Raw genomic sequence first — 18841 nt, forward strand, 5'->3', positions numbered from 1 at the left:
TGATGTTTGGAATTAGACCTTATAGAGAAAGAAGAAATCTATCTAAAAGATGGATGTCTAATTTCGATGATATACTAAATTCAATGTTTGATTCTATGTTAGAAGAATTTGATTATGGATTATCTTCATATTATCCAATGAAAGTAGATATTAAAGAGGTAGATAATAGATACTTATTAGAGGCAGAGTTACCAGGAATAGATAAGGAAGAAATCAATATCGAAATTAAAGATGATGTTTTAACAATATCCGTAGAAAATAAAGAAGAAATTAAAGAGGAAAGGGAAAACTATATTAGACGTGAAAGAAGATATGGTTCTTTTAGAAGAAGCTTTTGTGTAGAAGGTATTGATCAAGATAATATACATGCAAAATTCGAAAATGGAATTCTTCATTTAGAATTACCTAAAGATAAGAATTTTTCATCAAAAGGGAATAAGATTTCTATAGAATAGGCTATATGCCTATTCTTTTTTTTAAAAAGGAATATAATTTATAGTAATAGTAAAATTTTTCATAATTGCATTAACTATTTCAAAAATTTTTAATTTAGTTATAAATTCCTTCATATATCTGATATAATTAACATGTAAGCATAGTCAAAGATAGGGGGTAAAGTCTATGAAAAATCTTTTAACAGGCAATGAAGCTATTGCACGTGGAGCTTATGAAGCAGGATGTTTAGTAGCATGCGCTTATCCTGGAACACCGAGCACTGAGATTCTGGAAAATGTTTCTCAATATGACGAGATACGCTCCGAATGGTCTACAAATGAAAAAGTAGCTTTAGAGGTTGCCAGTGGAGCAGCTATTGCTGGAGCTAGGTCATTAGTGGCTATGAAACATGTTGGCTTAAATGTTGCGGCAGATCCTTTTTTCACAATAGCATATGAGGGAATAAATGGTGGATTAGTTATAATAACTGCTGATGAACCAGGAATGCATAGCTCGCAAAATGAACAAGACAATAGGTTATATGCTCTTCATGCTAAAGTAGCTATGGTAGAGCCATCAGATAGTCAAGAATGTAAGGATTTTACAAAAAAGGCTTTTGGAATTAGTGAAACTTTTGATACTCCAGTATTGATTAGAATGACCACTAGAGTATGTCATAGTAAGGGTATAGTGGAACTCGAAGAAAGAGAAGAAGCAAGTATTAAAGAATATACAAAGGATACAAGTAAATATATAATGGTTCCAGCCAATTCTAAACCAAAACATATAGAAATGGAAACTGAGAGAATTCCAAAATTAAGAGATTATTCAAATACCACATCTTTAAATAGTATAAAATATAATGATAAAAAAATCGGAATTATAACCAGTGGTATATCCTATCATCATGCGAGAGAAGTGTTTGGAGATAATGCTTCATATTTAAAGATTGGGTTCAGCTATCCATTACCAGATAAATTAATAGAAGAATTTGCAGAAGAAGTAGAAACCTTATATATAATAGAGGAAAATGAACCATACATAGAAACCTTTGTGAAAGCTATGGGAATTGATTGTATAGGAAAAGAAGCTATTCCTATATGTGGAGAATTAAGTCCTCAAATAATTAAAGAGTCTCTATTAAAAGAAGAGGAGAACGAAATATTAAAATTAGATTTGAATATACCAATAAGACCACCAGCATTATGTGCTGGGTGTCCACATAGAGGAATTTTTTATGAAGTAAGTAAATATAAGAATAAAATAGTTTCGACAAGTGATATCGGTTGTTATACTTTAGGAATGGCTCCACCTTTAGGAGTGGGGGATACATGTATTTGTATGGGTGCCGGTGTCTCTGCAGGCATAGGATTTGATAGAGTAAATCAGATGGCAGAGAGAGATAAGAAGGTATTTGGATTTATAGGAGATTCAACATTCTTCCATTCCGGCATTACAGGATTGATCGATGCTGTTTATAATGGTACTAATATGGTTGTTGTAATACTTGATAATAGGATTACTGCTATGACTGGGCACCAAGAAAATCCAGGTACAGGCAAAAACATAATTGGACAAGAAGCACCTATGGTAGATATAGAATCAATGGTCAAAACAATAGGAATTAAACAAGAAAATATTAGGGTAATAGATCCATATAAATTAGATGAAACTAAAGCAGCTGTTAAAGATGCATATGAAGCAAATGAGCCCTTTGTAATAATTACTAAACAGCCCTGTGCATTGATAAAAGATGTTCAAAAGAAAAGAAAAGATCTTTATTGTCAAGTTGACCAAGAGAAATGTACAAAATGTAAGACTTGCTTAAGAATTGGATGTCCAGCTATTTCATTTAAAGATGGTGAAGTGACTATAGATGAAAATCAATGTAATGGTTGTACAGTATGTCTTCAAGTTTGTCCATTTGATGCAATAGAATTTAATGGGGAAAGTAGGTGATCTTGTGGCAAAAAGTATACTTTTAGTAGGAGTTGGAGGTCAAGGTACAATTCTCGTTTCGAAAATTCTCTCTCAAGGTTTAATGAAGGGTGGATATGATGTTAAGATGTCTGAAATCCATGGGATGTCACAAAGAGGGGGAAGCGTAACTACTCAGATTAAATTTGGGGATAAAGTATATTCTCCCTCAATTGATAAAGGTGAAGCAGATATATTAATAGCATTTGAAAAATTAGAAGCAGCTAGATATTTAGATCATCTTAAAAAGAATGGCATATTAATAGTAAATGATGAAGAAATATATCCAATGCCAGTTTCATCAGGACTAGCTGAATATCCACAAGGAGTAATGAAGGCATTAACGGATACAATAGATAATATTAAAATAATACAGGCAACAAAAATTGCAAAAGAATTAGGTGAACCTAGATGCCATAATATAATAATGCTAGGTTCCATGGTTAAATTCTTAGGGGTTAAAGATATAGACTGGGTAGAAATGATAAAACAGAACCTACCTGAAAAGGTTCATAAAATAAATATAGGAGCATTTAAAAGAGGGCAAAATCTATAAGACTTTCTTTAATAATAAATAATAAGCTGAGGTGCATTTCAATGCACCTCAGCTTATTATTTATGTTCATTTAATAGTCTATCCCTTATGTCCCACAAAGGTTTGGACAAGTCAACAAAGTACTCATGAGGCTTTTCAAATCTTTTAACTTCATCCCAGAGAGTATCTAGTTGCGCTTTGCAATGTTCTTTTATTTCGTTCATCGGTGGGGTATCATATATTAATTTTCCTCTATCAAATATCTTTACCAATAGTTTTTTAGCGTAAAAATTAGTTAAAATTTTTCTTTTCCAAGTATAAAGAGGATGAAATATTTCATAAGGTTTTGTTTCATCTATTGTCTCATCGTGTAGAGTTACCACATCCGCTATAGCTTTATTAGTACTTTTATCGTATAATCTATATAATTGTTTAAATCCTGGATTTGTAATTTTACCAACGTTCTCACTTATTTTAATCTTAGGTACTATTTTTCCATTGATTTCAACAGCAGTTAGCTTATATACACCACCGAAAACAGGTTCTGATCTTGCAGTTATAAGTCTTTCTCCTACTCCAAATGAATCTATCTTTGCTCCTTGAGTTAATAAATCTCTTATTAAATATTCATCTAAACTACTAGAAGCAATAATAGAACAATCTTCGAAACCGGCTTCATCTAACATCTTTCTAGCTTCTTTGGAAAGATAAGCAATATCACCACTATCAATTCTTATTCCTTTAGGTCTATAGCCTTTTGGTACTATTTCTTCGTTAAAAACTTTAATAGCATTCGGGACACCGGATTTTAAAACATTATATGTGTCTACCAATAATACACAACTATCAGGATATAGCTTAGCATAAGCTCTAAAGGATTCTAATTCTGAAGGGAATACTTGTACCCAACTATGAGCCATGGTCCCTAAAGCAGGGATATTAAAATCTCTATCGACAATAGTACATGCAGTACCTATAGCACCTCCAATATATGCAGCTCTTGCTCCTAATATTGCGCCTTCATATCCTTGTGCTCTCCTAGAACCAAATTCCATTATAGGACGACCATTAGCTGCTCTGGTTATTCTATTAGCTTTTGTAGCAATAAGACTTTGATGATTTATGGTCAGTAGAACCATTGTTTCAATTATTTGAGCTTGAATTATAGGCCCTCTTACTATGACCAAAGGTTCTCCTGGAAATATTGGAGTCCCCTCTGGGATTGTCCATACATCACATTGGAATTCAAAGTTACTTAGATAGTCTAGAAATTCTTCACTAAACATATTTTTAGATCTGAAGTATTCAATATCTTCATCGGAAAATTTAAGGTTATCTAGATAGCCTATTAATTGTTCTACACCTGCCATTATTGCGAAGCCACCATTATCAGGAATTGATCTAAAAAACATATCAAAATAGGCAATTACATCTTTCATATCGTTTTCAAGATATCCATTAGCCATAGTAAATTCATAGAAGTCTGCTAACATGCTTAAATTTTTCTTTTCTTTCCAGTCAATATTTGTCATAATTAATATCCCCTTTTATTTTATCATTTGAATTTCGATACATATTTATTTTAATTATAACCTAAATAGGATAAAATTCAATTATTTAATAGATAATTATCAGCATTATTATAAAATTTAGATAAAAGTTAAAAGGTGTGCTTTGAAAAGCACACCTTATATTAAGGGTTAAGTTTGTGTTTGACTTTGGAAGGGATTACTTATTTAATAGTTTCTCACCTTTTTTAGTAATTATTATAGTATTTATTGGAACTTTATTACATAAACTAGCAAACGAGCAACTACTACATTTATAATTACAACTATTCATGTTATTTTCCTCTATATATCCCATTCTAGCAAGTTGATAAAAAGCTTGTTCTATTACGTTTTCATTTGTATTTAATTTTGAAGCAATATTAGCTTTTGATATATATTTTTTATCTTTAATTTCTTTTAGTATTTCTTTTAACAAAAGATCAACTCCTTATAGCTTAGCTAAAACCTAATAAACTACCGATTTGGAATACTAATACAGCCATAATCCATCCAATTACAAAACTATATACAGCACTAAAGATTGTCCATTTATATGAGTTGGTTTCTTTTTTTATAGTACCTAAAGTAGCAGCGCACGGTGTATATAATAGAGTCATTATCATAAAGGAAACGGCAGATAGTGGAGTAAAGGCTGTTTGTATTGCTTGAGTAAGTTGTACTCCATCTTCTACTCCAGCATATATCATGCCTAAAATAGCGACTACAGCTTCTTTAGCAGCTATTCCTGAAAACAATCCTACAGAAGCCTCCCAAGTTCCAAAGCCTGCTGGTTCGAATATTGGAGCGATAAAGGTTCCTATACCTCCCAATAGGCTGTTTTGGCTATAAGGTTCTACTCCCATAGGTAGTATTGCTAAAATCCAAAGCATAGTAACAACTATAAGAATAGTGGTGCCTGCTCTTTTTAAAAATTCAGATACATTGTCCCACATATTTCTTAAAACATTTCTAGGAGTTGGAAGCCTATAAGGAGGAAGCTCCATGATGAAATAAGAAGGCTCTCCTTTAAATAATGTTTTACTGAATATTTTGGCTACTAACAATGCAACAATTATTCCTAAGGAATATAATGAGAACAATACTAATCCTCCATTATTAGGGAAGAATGCTGATATAAATAATAAATATATTGGAATTCTAGCTCCACAAGACATAAAAGGATTAATTAAGATAGCAATCATTCTATCCCTCTTATCTTCTAGAGTTCTTGTAGCCATAACTCCTGGAACATTACAACCAAATCCTATTATCATGGATATAAAGGTTTTACCTTGAAGTCCTAAGGCTTTCATTATATTGTCCATCACATATGCAGCTCTTGCCATATATCCACTATCTTCTAGAAATCCCATTAGCATATATAGAACTAAAATAAGTGGAATGAATTCTACTACGGCTCCCAATCCGCTAATAACTCCATCAGTAAAAAAGGATACTAGCCATATTGGCGAACTTAAATAAATAAGTAGCTGTTCCAAGTTTTCACCTAATATCTCTATTCCAGTGCCTATTATTCCACCTAATAGATCTTCTCCTATAACAAAGGTTAATTCGAAGACAGCAAACATAATAAGGGCAAATATGGGTAACCCTAAGAACTTATTAGTTATTATTTTATCTATTTTATCTGTTAAAGTTTCCTTATTATCTTCAGGTAATTTCACAGTTAAATTTGATATATTATTTATGAATTCATATCTTTTATCAATAATTTCTAACTCATAGTTCCCAATTTGATTCTTTAATGTATCATTTTCATTTAACATTTGATAAATATATTCATCTCCCTCAAGAAGCTTTATAGCAATCCACTGATGAGGGTAGTCTAAATTTTTTTTACTTAATAATCCTTTTAAGCTTTTAATTTCTTTGTCTATATTTTCACCATAGCTAATATTAGCTTTATAATCTATATCTTTATTAATCAATTCTACGGCTTCATCTATAAGTTTGTCTATTCCCTTTCTTTTAGATGCCACAGTGGGTATTACGGGTGTACCCAACTTTTGAGATAGGGTTTTAATATCTACTTTGATGTTTTTGGTGTTTGCTTCATCTATCATATTTAAAGCTATTACTACCTTGGCTCCCATTTCCAATAGTTGAGTAGTTAGATATAGATTTCTTTCAATGTTAGTTGCATCTACTACATTTATAACTACATTTGGGTGTCCTTTTAAAATATAATTCCTTGCTACAATTTCATCTTCAGAAAAAGAACCAAGGCTGTAAGTACCAGGTAAATCTACAACGTTATATACGACATCATTAAATTTAAAATTTCCCTCTTTCTTTTCAACAGTAACACCCGGCCAATTCCCTACACGTTGATTGGATCCTGTTAAGGCATTAAATAAGGTGGTTTTACCGCTATTAGGATTACCAACTAATGCTATTGTATTCATTTAAATCCTCCTTTGACTACAAGTAGAATCACTATTTCAATTTTCTACTATTATTTTTTCGGCTAAACCTCTTCCTATAGCAATTTTATTTCCGGACAAGGAGAGTATTATAGGACCTATATCATTTTTTACGACTTTAATATTAGCTCCTGTATTCAAGCCCATTTCATAAAGTCTTCTAGTAGCATTATATCCTGCACATATTTTGTTAACTTTGCAATTATCACCAGGATGTAATTGAGTTAAATATATAGGTTTTAGTGTAGTTTTCATTGTGTGTCCCCTTTCTTATATATATGGAACTGATAATCAATATCAATTATTTCTATAAATATAATAATATACTTTAGCGATAAAAGCAATAGTATAAATTAATATAATTAAATTTGGAGAAAATATGTTTACAAAGATAGGGTGACGGGGTATAATAAAGATATGCTACCCCCGGCAGGGGGGTAAGATATAAAAGGAGTTGATATTGTGACAGCTAAAGAAATAGCTATAGGTGTACAAGGCATGACTTGTGCAGCATGCTCTGCTAGAGTAGAAAAAGCTTTAAAGAAGCAGGAAGGTGTCATAGATGCTTCCGTAAATTTGCTTGCACAAAAGGCAAATATAGAGTTTGATGAAGGAAAAATTAATATAGATGAATTAGTTAATACTATAGAAAAGACTGGATACGAAGTACCTCTGGAACAGAAAACTCTATTAATAGAAGGGATGACTTGTGCAGCATGTTCTACTAGAGTAGAAAAAGTATTGAACAAAGTCGAAGGAGTAGTTAATGCTAATGTGAATTTATCTACAAATAAAGCGGTAGTACAATTTCCTTCTGGCACTATAGAAGATGATATTTTAATAAAAGCTGTTGATAAGGCAGGATATAAGGCTGAAGTTGAACTGGAAAGGGATGTAGATAAAGAAAAGGAAATGAGGGAAAAGGAGATAAAATCTCTTAAAACTTCATTTATAATATCAGCAGTTTTAAGTATACCTCTTTTTGCAGCCATGTTTTTTCATATGGCAGGACAAGAAAATATACTTACTAATGGTTATTTTCAATTGCTACTAGCTACTCCTGTTCAATTTATAATAGGCTCCAGATTCTATAAAGGTGCTTATAAGTCATTAAGAGGTGGAGGTGCTAATATGGATGTATTAGTATCCATGGGAACATCGGCTGCTTACCTTTATAGTGTATATAATCTTTTGACAGGAGTTCATGAATTCTATTTTGAATCATCAGCAGTTATTATTACATTAATATTATTGGGAAAAACATTTGAAGCAATAGCAAAAGGAAGAACTTCAGAAGCGATAAAGAAATTGATGGGATTACAACCTGAAACAGCTAGAGTAATTAGAGATGGAGTAGAAAAGGATTTACCTATAGAAAAAGTTGAGATAGGAGATATTATAGTAGTAAGACCAGGCGAGAGAGTACCTGTAGATGGAACTATTACGGAAGGAAATTCATCAATAGATGAGTCCATGATAACAGGAGAAAGTATACCTATAGATAAATCAGTTGGAGATGAGGTAATAGGAGCTACTATAAATAAATTTGGTTCATTTAAATTTAGAGCTACAAAGATTGGAAAGGATACTGTACTATCTCAAATAGTTAAGATGGTAGAAGATGCTCAAGGTTCTAAAGCACCAGTTCAAAGATTGGCTGACAAGATCTCTGGTATATTTGTACCTACAGTAATAAGTATAGCAGCTTTAACCTTGTTAGCATTTTATTTAATACAAGGTAATGCTAATACAGGCCTTATTAATGCGGTATCGGTTCTTGTAATAGCATGTCCTTGTGCTCTAGGATTAGCGACTCCTACAGCAATAATGGTAGGTACAGGAAAGGGAGCAGAAAATGGTATACTCATTAAATCTGGAGAACATCTAGAAAGAGCTCATGAGATGAACACCATAGTATTTGATAAAACTGGGACTATAACTAAGGGAGAACCAGAGGTTACTGATATAATAACTAATAAATCTATGGACAGAGATGAACTTCTTAGGATTGCAGCTACTGTTGAAAGAACTTCCGAACACCCATTAGGGCAAGCTATAGTTAGAAAAGCCGAAGAAGAATTACTAAAGATAACAGAACCTGAGATCTTTGAAGCAATACCTGGTAAAGGACTTAAAGCTGTATTTGAAGACAAAGAAATATATATAGGTAATAGAAAGTTAATGGAAGAAGCAAAAGTAAAGATAGGGAATGAAGAAGGGGAATTGTCTCACTTAGAGGAAGAAGGAAAAACAGCTATGATAGTTGCTATTGATGGAATTATTACGGGAATAATTGCAGTAGCAGATAAGATCAAGGAAAGTTCCAAGGAAGCTATACAAAGGCTAAAACAGGATGGATTAGAAGTATATATGATAACTGGAGACAATGAAAGAACAGCTAATGCTATTGCCAAACAAGTAGGAATAACAAACGTACTAGCAGACGTATTACCAGAGAATAAAGCAGAAGTAATAGAGAATATTAAGTCTAAAGGTAAAAAAGTTGGAATGGTAGGGGATGGTATCAATGACGCTCCAGCATTAGTATCAGCAGATGTAGGGTTTGCCATAGGAACAGGTACTGATGTAGCTATGGAAGCGGCAGATATAACCCTTATGAGAGGAGACCTAATGAGTATAGTTACTGCAATAAGGCTTAGCCATAGAACAATGAAAACCATAAGGCAGAATCTATTCTGGGCATTTTTCTACAATTCAGTTGGAATACCATTTGCAGTATTAGGTTTCTTGAATCCAATGATAGCAGGTGGAGCTATGGCTTTTAGTTCTGTATCTGTAGTTACAAATTCACTTAGACTAAGAAAATTTAAATAATAGGAGGAATTAAAATGAAAAAAACTATGTTAGTAGAAGGCATGTCATGCAATCACTGTGTAATGGCAGTAACAAATGCATTAAAGGAATTAGAAGGAGTATCTAAGGTAGATATAAATTTAGAAGATAAAAAGGTGGAAGTTGAAGGAGAAAATTTAGTAGATAAGTCTTTAAAAGAGGCGGTAGAAGAAGCAGGATATGATGTAGCAGAAATTAAATGATAGTAGGTGAACATTATGAGTTCAGGTAAAGAAAAGGCAGCCATGAAACTTAAGACTGTGAGAGGTCAAATAGATGGCATAATCAAGATGATAGAAGAGGATAGATATTGCGTAGATGTATCAACTCAAATTCTATCAGCAATAGCACTATTGAAAAAGGCTAATATAGATGTATTAAATTCACATATTAGAACCTGTGTGAAAGATGCCATACTAGAAGGTGAATCCGAGGGAGAAGAGAAAATAGAAGAGATAATTACTGTAATAGATAAGTATATAAAATAATGTAGAAATAAAATTGAGTTTTCATTTATAATATAAATGAAAACTCAATTTCTTATATGAGGAATTAGTAATTTAATAATATCTTTAATTAAAGATAATTCTTTGCTAGAACAACGGGATAATAAATCGAATAATTCTTTTAAATCACTGTTTAATTCTAAATTATAGTTTTTATCATCGGATTCTAATATTGAGAATTGATATTCTAGTTCATTTGTTTTTTTATCATAATCATATGTATTGGATCCATATAATAAGTAATCAACTGATACATGAAGTGAATTAGAGATTTTTGATAAAGTTTCTAAGCTCATCCTTCTATCTCCTCGTTCAATCTGTCCTATATAAAATGAAGACAACTCTACAATTTCTGCTAATCTTTCTCTAGATAGATTTAGACTTTCTCTTTCAGCTCTTATTCTTGACCCTATATTTTTAAAGTTTAATGTTTTTTTGTCGTTCATTATCTCACATCCTTTAATCTAACTGTATTATTTTAATTATAATATTTAAATATGCAAATAGTATAAAAAAATACTTGCCAAATAGCTTAAGAAATATTATCTTATTATATGAGGATGAATTATGAGAAATTTTATCAAAGAGGGGTGGTAAGTTGAAGGATGATGCTGATGTATTAAAAGATAAGATTGATATATTAAAAGATCTGCTAAATAAGCAATTGGATTCAAAAGATTTTGATCGAGAAGAAATACTGAAGATAAGCCAGGAATTAGATATATGTATATTAGAATATTATAAAAATCAATAACTGATACTAAAGAGATGCCGTTGATTTATTATAATAAAATTATTATAATAAATATGAAAATCAATAAAAGTCGAAGTAAGTAAACTTGATTTAGAGGTGATAAACATATGGAGTATAAAGACTATTATAAGATATTAGGTATAGATAAGAATGCAAGCAAAGATGATATAAAGAAAGCCTATAGGAAATTAGCTAAGAAGTATCATCCAGATTTACATCCTAATGATGAAAGGGCACAGGAGAAATTCAAGGAAGTAAATGAAGCATATGAAGTATTAGGAGATGAAAATAAAAGGAAACAATATGATACCTTTGGTAGTGGAAATAACTTTAATCATGGCCAAAATTTTGACCCGTCACAATTTGGATTTGAAAACTTTGGTAATGGTCATAGATATACTTATACTACAAGTGGTGGGGAAGGATTTAGTGATTTCTTCAATATGTTTTTCGGTGGTAAGGATTTTGGAATAGGAGATATCTTTGGAGGAAAGAAAAAAGGAAGAAACCCTTTTCGTGGAACTATAAATAAACATCAACAGAAATATGAGTCAAATATAAATATAACCATAGAAGAAGGATACAATGGAACCACAAAACAAGTTCCGTTAAAAATCGGGAATGAAAATAAGTTTTTGTCGGTAAAAGTCCCAAAAGGAATATTGCCCGGGAAAAAAATAAAGATTAAAGGCGAAAAAGCAGGAATTGATGGAGATGTTTATTTCAAAGTAAAATTTATGAAAGATGAAAATCTTAAGATTGAAGGGCTAGATCTATATAAAAAGATAGATATATATCCTTGGGAGGCTGTTTTTGGAACAAAAAAGGTAGTAGAGACTTTATCAGGAAAAATAAAAGTAACAGTTCCTGAAAATATGGAAGGTGGCAAAAAAATAAGGATACCAGGGAAAGGCTATAGAGATATGAAGAAAAACAAGGGAGACCTGTATATCGTAGTAAATATAATAAATCCATCTAATATAACAGATGAGCAGAGAAGATTATATGAACAGCTAAAGGATAGCGTGGATTAATAATGCAAGATTGTAGGATTATGCGTCGTGATTTGTGGTGAATTGCGGTTCATTTGGATTATTGTCATACGTTAGCGCCAGGCCGCGACTTACCACATTGCAAACATATGATTGTTTCTTACAATACAGTCATCCTGATTCTATCAGTATAAGATTTACTTACGATGAATCTTAAAATCCCAGATACTTCACGAATCTTGAATCGGAGGCGGTGTTGTCCACAAATATGTCTTGACCTAATATACTGTAACTTACTATCAACTTAAGTTGTATGTTTATGACATAGAATAGAGAATTGCTGTGATTTGAATTATTGAGTATTGTCTAAAGTTTTCCCGATCTTATTATTGAAATTAAAAGTAACAATCCAGCCAATCCTGCACCTAGATATCCGAAAATACCTATAGATGATATACCATATATCTGCAACCCCACATTTGCGTTTATAACTAAAGAAGAGCTTACTAATAGACCAGCTACTATTATAGCAAATACCAATCTGTTTACCATTTTATTTATCATATTAAAAGTTTTAACTGAATCCTTAAGCTCAAGAGAAAATCTTAATCTGCCTTGTAGTCCAGACTCTAAAAACTCTATTAGTTTTGTAGGTAGTTGAGCAGTTGATTTTATAGAAGAATATAATAACATTATTATTTCAGTAGGATTGAGTTCCTTTATTTTACTTGCAAATATTTTATCCCTAAAATACGGAGTAGCTATATCCATTATGGTTAATCCCTTATCAATATTCGCCAATACAGCTTGAAGAGTTAATAATCCTTTAGCAAGGAGTGTTATATTATGGGGCATACCTATATTATTCTTTTTAGCTATAATAATCGTTTCTTCCAATACCTTTGACAGGTTAAAGTCATTGATTGATTCATCTATATAAGAATCATAGAAAATTTCAATATCTCTATATAGATTATCCATATCTATAGTACCTTTTTTTATTCCGATTGCTAGAAGAGACTTAATTATCAATGTGATATTTTTTGTAGCAGCTCCTTCCAATAACTGATTCATTTTTTTTCTTAAGTTGGGGCTTAAGTTTCCCATTAATCCAAAATCAATATATCCTATTGTGTTATTATGGATTAATATATTTCCAGGATGGGGATCTGCGTGGAAGTATCCGTCTTCAAATATTTGTTTAAAGTAATTATAGGTTATTTTAGTAGCTATGTCATGCATATCATATCCATCTTGTTGCAATTTACCGATATTATCAATTTTTATTCCAGATATGTAATCCATTACTAATATCTTTTCAGTACAGTATTTTTCATAAACTTGAGGACATGTTATGAATTTTACATTCTTATTATATTCAGAAAACCTTATGATATTTTCCATTTCATTTAAAAAGTTGAGTTCCTTTTTAGTTGCAGTACTCAAATCTTCTATTACTTTTCTCATGTCAACAATGTTTTTTGTAGGAGTAATATCCATAAAGGGAACTAATTTTTTAAGTATTCGAATATCAGATAGCATTCTATTTTTCACAAAGGGTTTTTGAACCTTTACTACAATTTCTTTTCCTGTCATTAGCTTAGCCCAAAATACTTCTGAAAGAGATGCAGATGCAATTGGAGTTTCCTTAAAGTCTAGGAATATTTTATTGATAGGACCTTTTAATTCAGATTCAATGACTTCTTTCATAATATCAAAATTTTCAGGTTTTACATTATCTTGTAGATTTTGTAATTCAGTAATATATTCTATAGGAAGTATATCAGGCCTTGTAGATAAAATCTGTCCAATTTTGACAAAGGAAGGTCCTAATTCTTCTAATGCAAGCCTTAATTCCTTCGGGTTCCCTAATCTATTTTTAAATCCATGTTTAATAAATATCGATACAATTTCTCTTATTCTCTTTTTAGTGTGGTTATTATTCATATTAAGAAGCCATCTTGTTCAACCAAGATGGCCAATCCCTCCTAAAGTTTTTTCTCTAGCTCTTCAATTCGGTTATTTAGATTATCTATATCTGTTTTTGTTGCCAAATTTAAGCTATCTATATATGCTTTTACGTCTGTTTCAATATCTGTAGTGTTTTGATTACCTGGTTGATTATCATTTATAACTCTTTTAAGCTCTTCATTCAGTTGTTTTCCTTGGTCTACTGTCAATTGACCTTTCTGAACTAATTCATCTACTAAAGTATTGGCTTTTTCATAGGTCAAAGCTAAAGTACCAATTCCAGCAAGAAACACTTTTTTTAATAGCTCTTCCATGATCATACCTCCCTTTAATTATGTAAGAATATCTAACAGTAATCCTTTGATATCGTCTAATCGTTTTAGTATTTTAATTCTATTGTTTTCTATATTTAAAAAATCTTTTGTTAACTCATCTAATTCATTGTCAACTTTCTTTACTAAAGAATATACCCTATGACGTCCTCTTCTATCCAAAGAATTTTCTTTATAAAATATATGAGAATTATTTACAGAAATATCTAAAAAATCTTTTACAAGTTTTTTGTATTCAACTAAATCCTCGATAAATAGCTTATCCTTCAATTTCCCAGATTTGGATTCAATCTTATCATATAAGACCTTAAGTTGTTTTCTAATATGTTCTTGTTGAATTTCTGACAACTTATTCTTGAAGGTTTCATGTACTTCTTTTTTATTGGTAGTTTTTATATTATTTACATTATTTACATCTTCTATGTTTTTGGTTCCAACTCTATCTACCCTAGTCATGGTTCCACTCTCCCTTATATTTCTATTATATACTATCGACTAGATAAATGAAAAAATTATATTTTACTTAAGAAAAATAATACATTGGTCGATATAATAAATGAAAAAATAGGTTAAGGATGGTTAATATGGAAGTTCTGAATATAAAGAATAAGGAAAATATAATAGATGCCTATGGATTAAAACCTACTCTTTTTTATGATATAGAAGGAACTTTAGGGCAGAAGAATGGCAAAGATATAAGAGTAGATAAAATAGTAGAAGATAAGAAAATATCCTATTCATTAAGATTGAAAGAAAAAATTGGTGCTAAAGTAGGAGAAAAGGTCATAATAGATAAGGACAATATACTATCGATTAAGATGGAGGAAAAAGGAGAGCGGCAGGCAAAAATAAACGTAGAACAGACAATTAAAAAACTAGGATTGGAGGACACTGAAGAAACTAGAGAAGGAATAGAATATCTTATAAACAATGGAATTTCAATAACTAAATCAAATTTGAAATCTTTTCTGGCTTCTAAAAAATACTTAAAGGAGATAGTTGATAATATTGATTTTGATTCCTGTATAAAATTGCTTGATAGAGGGGTAGATTTAAAGGAGGATTCTCTACAGAAGATTGCACAGGGTCTATCAGAAATAAAGGATAAAGGTAAGGAGCTATCCTTTAAGGAAATATTGAAGTTAAGCAGAAAATTAGGTTATAAAGAGGCAGAAATTATTGCAAGGAATATATATGGAAGAAAAATGGGGAAAGATGTATACGATGCTATAATAGCATTGCATAGGCAAAGAATTCCGATAGATAAGGGAAATATAGAAAAGGTTTTAGAGGTAATAGACAAGCTATATGATTTAAAGAATTATGATGATGAGATGTATATAAAGATATTAAATGATGATGCTCCAGTGAATATTGAGACATTATATAAATATAAACATTCATATAGTGATGTGATGTTAGGTAAAAATATTACTTCATCTATTTACGAACAGTTTACAGTAGATAAGGAGCCATCCTTAGAAGATATATTGAAAATATTAAAGAAATTAAATATAGATAAAAATGGGCAAAACATTAAGCTTGTTAGAGAATTTTTATCAAATGCAGTTGAAATAACTAAAGCAAATTTTGATAAGATTATGAGAATGAAAAGCAATTTAAAAGAGCTCATAAGAATAGTAGACCAGCAGAAGGTAGTTAAAGCTATGGAAGATGGAATAGATCCCCTTAAAGAGAATATATCTAAATTAGTAGATAAAATTAAAAACCAGGTAGATACAAGCAAAGACTATGATTCACCAGGTTTGACACACATAATAAGAGAATTAGATAGTTTAGATACCATTACAGATAAGGACTTATTATTACTTATAAAAAGTGGAGAAGATTTTAAAATAGAAAACCTAAAGAAGATAACAAGTACAGACATTAATTTAAGTAAAGGAATAAATGAGAAAACTGCTCAAAAGGTAATAACCATATCCAATATGTTTAATACTTTAGGAGGATTGAATTCTGATACCATAGCCTTTGCAACTAGAAGATACAGCAATATAACATTGAATAATTTATATAATTCACATACAGCATTAGCCTTGGAGGATAAAGTAAATATTCAATCTATAACAAAAACAGAAGAAAATATCATTAGACAAGAATATCTAAATATTAAGAATAACACTACAATCAGCCTGATAAAAGAAAGTATTAGGGATGGAAGTTTAATAGAGCATATGCCTTTAGATGAATTAAGTGGATACATAGATAAGAATATAATAAAGTATAATGAGACTCAAAAATTTATAAATAAGGTAAAACATATTAAAGGCAAAGAGGGGTCTATTATACCTATAGTGATGAAAAATGGTTTAAATATGTCCGTGAATCAACTAAATAATATAAATTCTATGTTCTATAATGGAAAAGGTATTGGAAATATATTTAATTATTTGTCGAAAACAAAGAGTCAATATGATCAAGAAATGCAAGAAGGAATTGAAATTTTGGAGAATAAAATAAAGGAATTTACATCATCTCTTAAAAAAGGAAATGATAAGATAAAAAGAGATTATAATGAGATTATAAATGGATTCACTGATCTGAATAATTCCCCTAATTCTAATGAGAATAATAGAGATGACAACTTTAATCAGATTAGGGAATATTTAGACTTACAGTACAAACTATCCAAAGATGATTTAATATTACAGCTACCTATGTCCATGAGTAACGAATACAACAACATCAATTTAATAATTCCTAATGTAAAAAAGGGTATTGATGAAAACAATATGGTATTTTATTTGAGTTTGACTACAGAAAAGTTAGGACAAGTGAATTTTAACTTAGAAGTAAAGGGCAATAAGGTTAAAATAGATTTTGAGACGGAAGATGATGAAGAAATATTGAGAAATAAAAATACCCTAGAAGATGGGCTAAATAAAATAGGATATGGATTACAAAGCATTCAACCAATTAAATAAGTTCAGGTGATATTGTGAAAATACGTTTAGTATCAAAAGAACAGGTAAAGAACGCATATAAAAAAAAGGACACAAAAAATGATGTTGATTTAAAAGAAGAAATGAGAATAGAAAATATTGAAAAGGTTCCAAAGGAATTGTTTCAAATATTAGGAGAGACCTTATCATTTATACAAAATGTAAATAAAATGGAGGATGATAAAGATGAGAATTAATAATAATATACCAGCATTAAACACCCACAGAATGTTGGGAATAACTAATAGTGGATTAGAGAAAACTTTAGAAAGATTATCATCAGGAAAGAGAATAAATAAAGCTTCAGATGATGCAGCAGGATTAGCTATATCTCAAAAGATGGATGCTCAAATAAGAGGGCTAAGACAAGCCTCTAGAAACTCCTTAGATGGAGTATCACTGCTACAAACAGCAGAAGGAGCATTAAATGAAGTTCATTCCATGCTACAAAGGATGAGAGAATTAGCGATACAAGGAGCTAATGGGATATATGAAGAAGGAGAAAATGGAGATTTAAATGCTATAGCTAATGAGATGAAGGAGTTAACAGAGCAGATAGATAAGATAGCCAATGATACAGAGTTTAATGGGATTAAATTGTTAAATGGTGAAAATAAAACAATAGAATTACAAATAGGGGCAAACTCAGGTCAGTCCATATCAATAGATATGTCAGAGATAAATATCATTGCTGCAAATAAAAAAAATAATAAGAGATTAGGGATTCTTGGTGATGTTGTTGTAAAATCAGGGGATGATTTTATAATTAAATCGACATTAAATTCAACTAAGTTTAACGATGCTATAACTACCTACGACGATGCAATACGAACAGTAGCATCTCATCGTTCCAAACTTGGTGCTTACCAAAATAGGCTAGAACATACCATAAGAAATGTAGATAACACAGCAGAAAACCTAACTTCAGCTAAATCAAGGATTGAAGATGCAGATATGGCTCTTCAAATGTCTGAATACGTTAAGTTAAATATATTACAACAAGCAGGTACATCTATGCTTTCTAAGGCAAATCAATTACCACAGACTGTACTACAATTATTACAGCAATAGGAGATGAAATAGATGACTGATATTTTAGAATTAGAAAAGAGAATTTCCACTACTAATGATGTAGGGCTTGTAGCCATATTGTTTGAAAGGTTAATAGATAATTTTATTAATTGCAAAGATGCAATAGATAATAATAATTATGAAAAAGTAAATGAACTCAATAACCATTCAAGAGATATATTAACAGAATTAACAGTACTATTCAGTGAAGATGATGAAATCTCTTTAACTTTACGTGAGATTAATAATTACATTAATAAATTGATGACAAGAGGGCAAATAAATAGGGATAAATCCATATTTGATGTTTGTATAAAAATATTAACTCCTATATGTGAAGCTTTTCAACAATTAGAGGTAGCAGAAAAGCCTAGGGCTGTAACAGGCCTTACATATGGAAAAGATAATCTAGACGAACATACGTTGAGAAAAAATAGAAGTTTTGAAGGATAAGAGAG

The 18841-nt window shown here is 30.8% G+C and carries 20 protein-coding genes; 12 read left to right on the top strand and 8 right to left on the bottom strand.

Translation table 11 applies throughout. The features are described 5' to 3' along the window. Positions 1–2: 2 nt before the first annotated feature. From K8M07_RS09205 to K8M07_RS09215, 3 genes are all read left to right on the top strand, one after another. Positions 3–455, top strand: coding sequence for an Hsp20/alpha crystallin family protein (locus K8M07_RS09205; protein WP_223378056.1), 453 nt, complete (start codon positions 3–5; stop codon positions 453–455). Between the two features lie 166 nt (positions 456–621). Further along, complete coding sequence (gene iorA, locus K8M07_RS09210) at positions 622–2394, top strand: indolepyruvate ferredoxin oxidoreductase subunit alpha (RefSeq protein ID WP_223378058.1); 1773 nt, start codon at positions 622–624, stop codon at positions 2392–2394. A gap of 4 nt (positions 2395–2398) precedes the next feature. Continuing rightward, complete coding sequence (locus K8M07_RS09215) at positions 2399–2968, top strand: indolepyruvate oxidoreductase subunit beta (RefSeq protein WP_223378061.1); 570 nt, start codon at positions 2399–2401, stop codon at positions 2966–2968. A 56-nt stretch (positions 2969–3024) separates the two neighbouring features. Here K8M07_RS09215 and K8M07_RS09220 read toward each other — a convergent pair whose 3' ends face one another. The 4 genes from K8M07_RS09220 to K8M07_RS09235 form a co-directional block, all read right to left on the bottom strand. After that, entirely contained in the window at positions 3025–4479 is a 1455-nt protein-coding gene (locus tag K8M07_RS09220; protein ID WP_223378063.1) for a nicotinate phosphoribosyltransferase, read from the bottom strand. A gap of 196 nt (positions 4480–4675) precedes the next feature. Beyond that, positions 4676–4933 carry a FeoC-like transcriptional regulator gene (locus K8M07_RS09225; protein ID WP_223378064.1) on the bottom strand — a complete coding sequence of 86 codons (258 nt, stop codon included), beginning with the start codon at positions 4931–4933 and terminating at the stop codon, positions 4676–4678. A 19-nt stretch (positions 4934–4952) separates the two neighbouring features. Next, positions 4953–6923 carry a ferrous iron transport protein B gene (gene feoB, locus K8M07_RS09230; RefSeq protein WP_223378066.1) on the bottom strand — a complete coding sequence of 657 codons (1971 nt, stop codon included), beginning with the start codon at positions 6921–6923 and terminating at the stop codon, positions 4953–4955. A 36-nt stretch (positions 6924–6959) separates the two neighbouring features. Continuing rightward, positions 6960–7196 (bottom strand): ferrous iron transport protein A, encoded by a 237-nt coding sequence (locus tag K8M07_RS09235; RefSeq protein ID WP_223378068.1) that lies wholly within the window; start codon positions 7194–7196, stop codon positions 6960–6962. Between the two features lie 207 nt (positions 7197–7403). Between K8M07_RS09235 and K8M07_RS09240 the strand changes: the two genes are divergently transcribed. The 3 genes from K8M07_RS09240 to K8M07_RS09250 are packed head-to-tail and all read left to right on the top strand — an operon-like array spanning position 7404 to position 10282. Beyond that, entirely contained in the window at positions 7404–9776 is a 2373-nt protein-coding gene (locus K8M07_RS09240) for a heavy metal translocating P-type ATPase (RefSeq protein WP_317845492.1), read from the top strand. Between the two features lie 14 nt (positions 9777–9790). After that, positions 9791–9997, top strand: a complete 207-nt coding sequence (locus K8M07_RS09245; protein ID WP_223378070.1) for a copper ion binding protein — start codon at positions 9791–9793, stop codon at positions 9995–9997. A gap of 15 nt (positions 9998–10012) precedes the next feature. After that, positions 10013–10282, top strand: coding sequence for a metal-sensing transcriptional repressor (locus K8M07_RS09250; RefSeq protein ID WP_223378078.1), 270 nt, complete (start codon positions 10013–10015; stop codon positions 10280–10282). Positions 10283–10326: 44 nt separating this feature from the next. Here the strand turns inward: K8M07_RS09250 and K8M07_RS09255 are convergent, their stop codons facing one another. Further along, the gene (locus tag K8M07_RS09255) at positions 10327–10746 is read right to left on the bottom strand and encodes a helix-turn-helix domain-containing protein (protein ID WP_223378080.1); all 420 of its coding nucleotides are present in this window, start codon (positions 10744–10746) and stop codon (positions 10327–10329) included. Positions 10747–10898: 152 nt separating this feature from the next. Between K8M07_RS09255 and K8M07_RS09260 the strand changes: the two genes are divergently transcribed. Both K8M07_RS09260 and K8M07_RS09265 read left to right on the top strand, forming a co-directional pair. Beyond that, positions 10899–11054, top strand: coding sequence for an aspartyl-phosphate phosphatase Spo0E family protein (locus K8M07_RS09260; protein ID WP_223378082.1), 156 nt, complete (start codon positions 10899–10901; stop codon positions 11052–11054). 107 nt (positions 11055–11161) lie between these two features. Next, positions 11162–12088, top strand: a complete 927-nt coding sequence (locus tag K8M07_RS09265; protein ID WP_223378084.1) for a J domain-containing protein — start codon at positions 11162–11164, stop codon at positions 12086–12088. Between the two features lie 324 nt (positions 12089–12412). Here K8M07_RS09265 and K8M07_RS09270 read toward each other — a convergent pair whose 3' ends face one another. From K8M07_RS09270 to K8M07_RS09280, 3 genes are read right to left on the bottom strand one after another with little or no spacing between them, the layout of a single operon-like run. Then, entirely contained in the window at positions 12413–13993 is a 1581-nt protein-coding gene (locus tag K8M07_RS09270; protein ID WP_223378086.1) for an ABC1 kinase family protein, read from the bottom strand. A gap of 41 nt (positions 13994–14034) precedes the next feature. Continuing rightward, positions 14035–14331, bottom strand: a complete 297-nt coding sequence (locus K8M07_RS09275; protein WP_223378088.1) for a phasin family protein — start codon at positions 14329–14331, stop codon at positions 14035–14037. Between the two features lie 18 nt (positions 14332–14349). Next, on the bottom strand, positions 14350–14805 hold the full coding sequence (locus tag K8M07_RS09280) for a YaaR family protein (protein ID WP_223378090.1): 456 nt from the start codon (positions 14803–14805) through the stop codon (positions 14350–14352). A gap of 128 nt (positions 14806–14933) precedes the next feature. Between K8M07_RS09280 and K8M07_RS09285 the strand changes: the two genes are divergently transcribed. From K8M07_RS09285 to K8M07_RS09300, 4 genes are read left to right on the top strand one after another with little or no spacing between them, the layout of a single operon-like run. Beyond that, positions 14934–17294, top strand: coding sequence for a DUF6240 domain-containing protein (locus tag K8M07_RS09285; RefSeq protein ID WP_223378092.1), 2361 nt, complete (start codon positions 14934–14936; stop codon positions 17292–17294). 14 nt (positions 17295–17308) lie between these two features. After that, entirely contained in the window at positions 17309–17509 is a 201-nt protein-coding gene (locus K8M07_RS09290) for a hypothetical protein (RefSeq protein ID WP_223378094.1), read from the top strand. Next, positions 17499–18383: a flagellin gene (locus K8M07_RS09295; protein WP_223378096.1), complete on the top strand. Its 885-nt coding sequence runs from the start codon at positions 17499–17501 to the stop codon at positions 18381–18383. The genes K8M07_RS09290 and K8M07_RS09295 overlap by 11 nt, the downstream gene beginning before the upstream one ends. Positions 18384–18395: 12 nt before the next feature. Beyond that, the gene (locus K8M07_RS09300; protein ID WP_223378098.1) at positions 18396–18836 is read left to right on the top strand and encodes a flagellar protein FliS; all 441 of its coding nucleotides are present in this window, start codon (positions 18396–18398) and stop codon (positions 18834–18836) included. Positions 18837–18841: the final 5 nt, after the last annotated feature.

Origin of the sequence: Schnuerera sp. xch1, assembly GCF_019931165.1 — a bacterium.
Taxonomy (GTDB): Bacteria; Bacillota; Clostridia; order Tissierellales; family Tepidimicrobiaceae; genus JAIOUP01.

Excerpts from the sequence above, each read along its gene's own strand:
- K8M07_RS09205 (WP_223378056.1), top strand. The coding sequence starts at position 3 with ATGTTTGGAATTAGACCTTATAGAGAAAGAAGAAATCTATCTAAAAGA.
- iorA (WP_223378058.1), top strand. The coding sequence starts at position 622 with ATGAAAAATCTTTTAACAGGCAATGAAGCTATTGCACGTGGAGCTTAT.
- K8M07_RS09220 (WP_223378063.1), bottom strand. The coding sequence starts at position 4,479 with ATGACAAATATTGACTGGAAAGAAAAGAAAAATTTAAGCATGTTAGCA.
- feoB (WP_223378066.1), bottom strand. The coding sequence starts at position 6,923 with ATGAATACAATAGCATTAGTTGGTAATCCTAATAGCGGTAAAACCACC.
- K8M07_RS09235 (WP_223378068.1), bottom strand. The coding sequence starts at position 7,196 with ATGAAAACTACACTAAAACCTATATATTTAACTCAATTACATCCTGGT.
- K8M07_RS09245 (WP_223378070.1), top strand. The coding sequence starts at position 9,791 with ATGAAAAAAACTATGTTAGTAGAAGGCATGTCATGCAATCACTGTGTA.
- K8M07_RS09250 (WP_223378078.1), top strand. The coding sequence starts at position 10,013 with ATGAGTTCAGGTAAAGAAAAGGCAGCCATGAAACTTAAGACTGTGAGA.
- K8M07_RS09255 (WP_223378080.1), bottom strand. The coding sequence starts at position 10,746 with ATGAACGACAAAAAAACATTAAACTTTAAAAATATAGGGTCAAGAATA.
- K8M07_RS09265 (WP_223378084.1), top strand. The coding sequence starts at position 11,162 with ATGGAGTATAAAGACTATTATAAGATATTAGGTATAGATAAGAATGCA.
- K8M07_RS09270 (WP_223378086.1), bottom strand. The coding sequence starts at position 13,993 with ATGAATAATAACCACACTAAAAAGAGAATAAGAGAAATTGTATCGATA.
- K8M07_RS09275 (WP_223378088.1), bottom strand. The coding sequence starts at position 14,331 with ATGGAAGAGCTATTAAAAAAAGTGTTTCTTGCTGGAATTGGTACTTTA.
- K8M07_RS09280 (WP_223378090.1), bottom strand. The coding sequence starts at position 14,805 with ATGACTAGGGTAGATAGAGTTGGAACCAAAAACATAGAAGATGTAAAT.
- K8M07_RS09285 (WP_223378092.1), top strand. The coding sequence starts at position 14,934 with ATGGAAGTTCTGAATATAAAGAATAAGGAAAATATAATAGATGCCTAT.
- K8M07_RS09295 (WP_223378096.1), top strand. The coding sequence starts at position 17,499 with ATGAGAATTAATAATAATATACCAGCATTAAACACCCACAGAATGTTG.
- K8M07_RS09300 (WP_223378098.1), top strand. The coding sequence starts at position 18,396 with ATGACTGATATTTTAGAATTAGAAAAGAGAATTTCCACTACTAATGAT.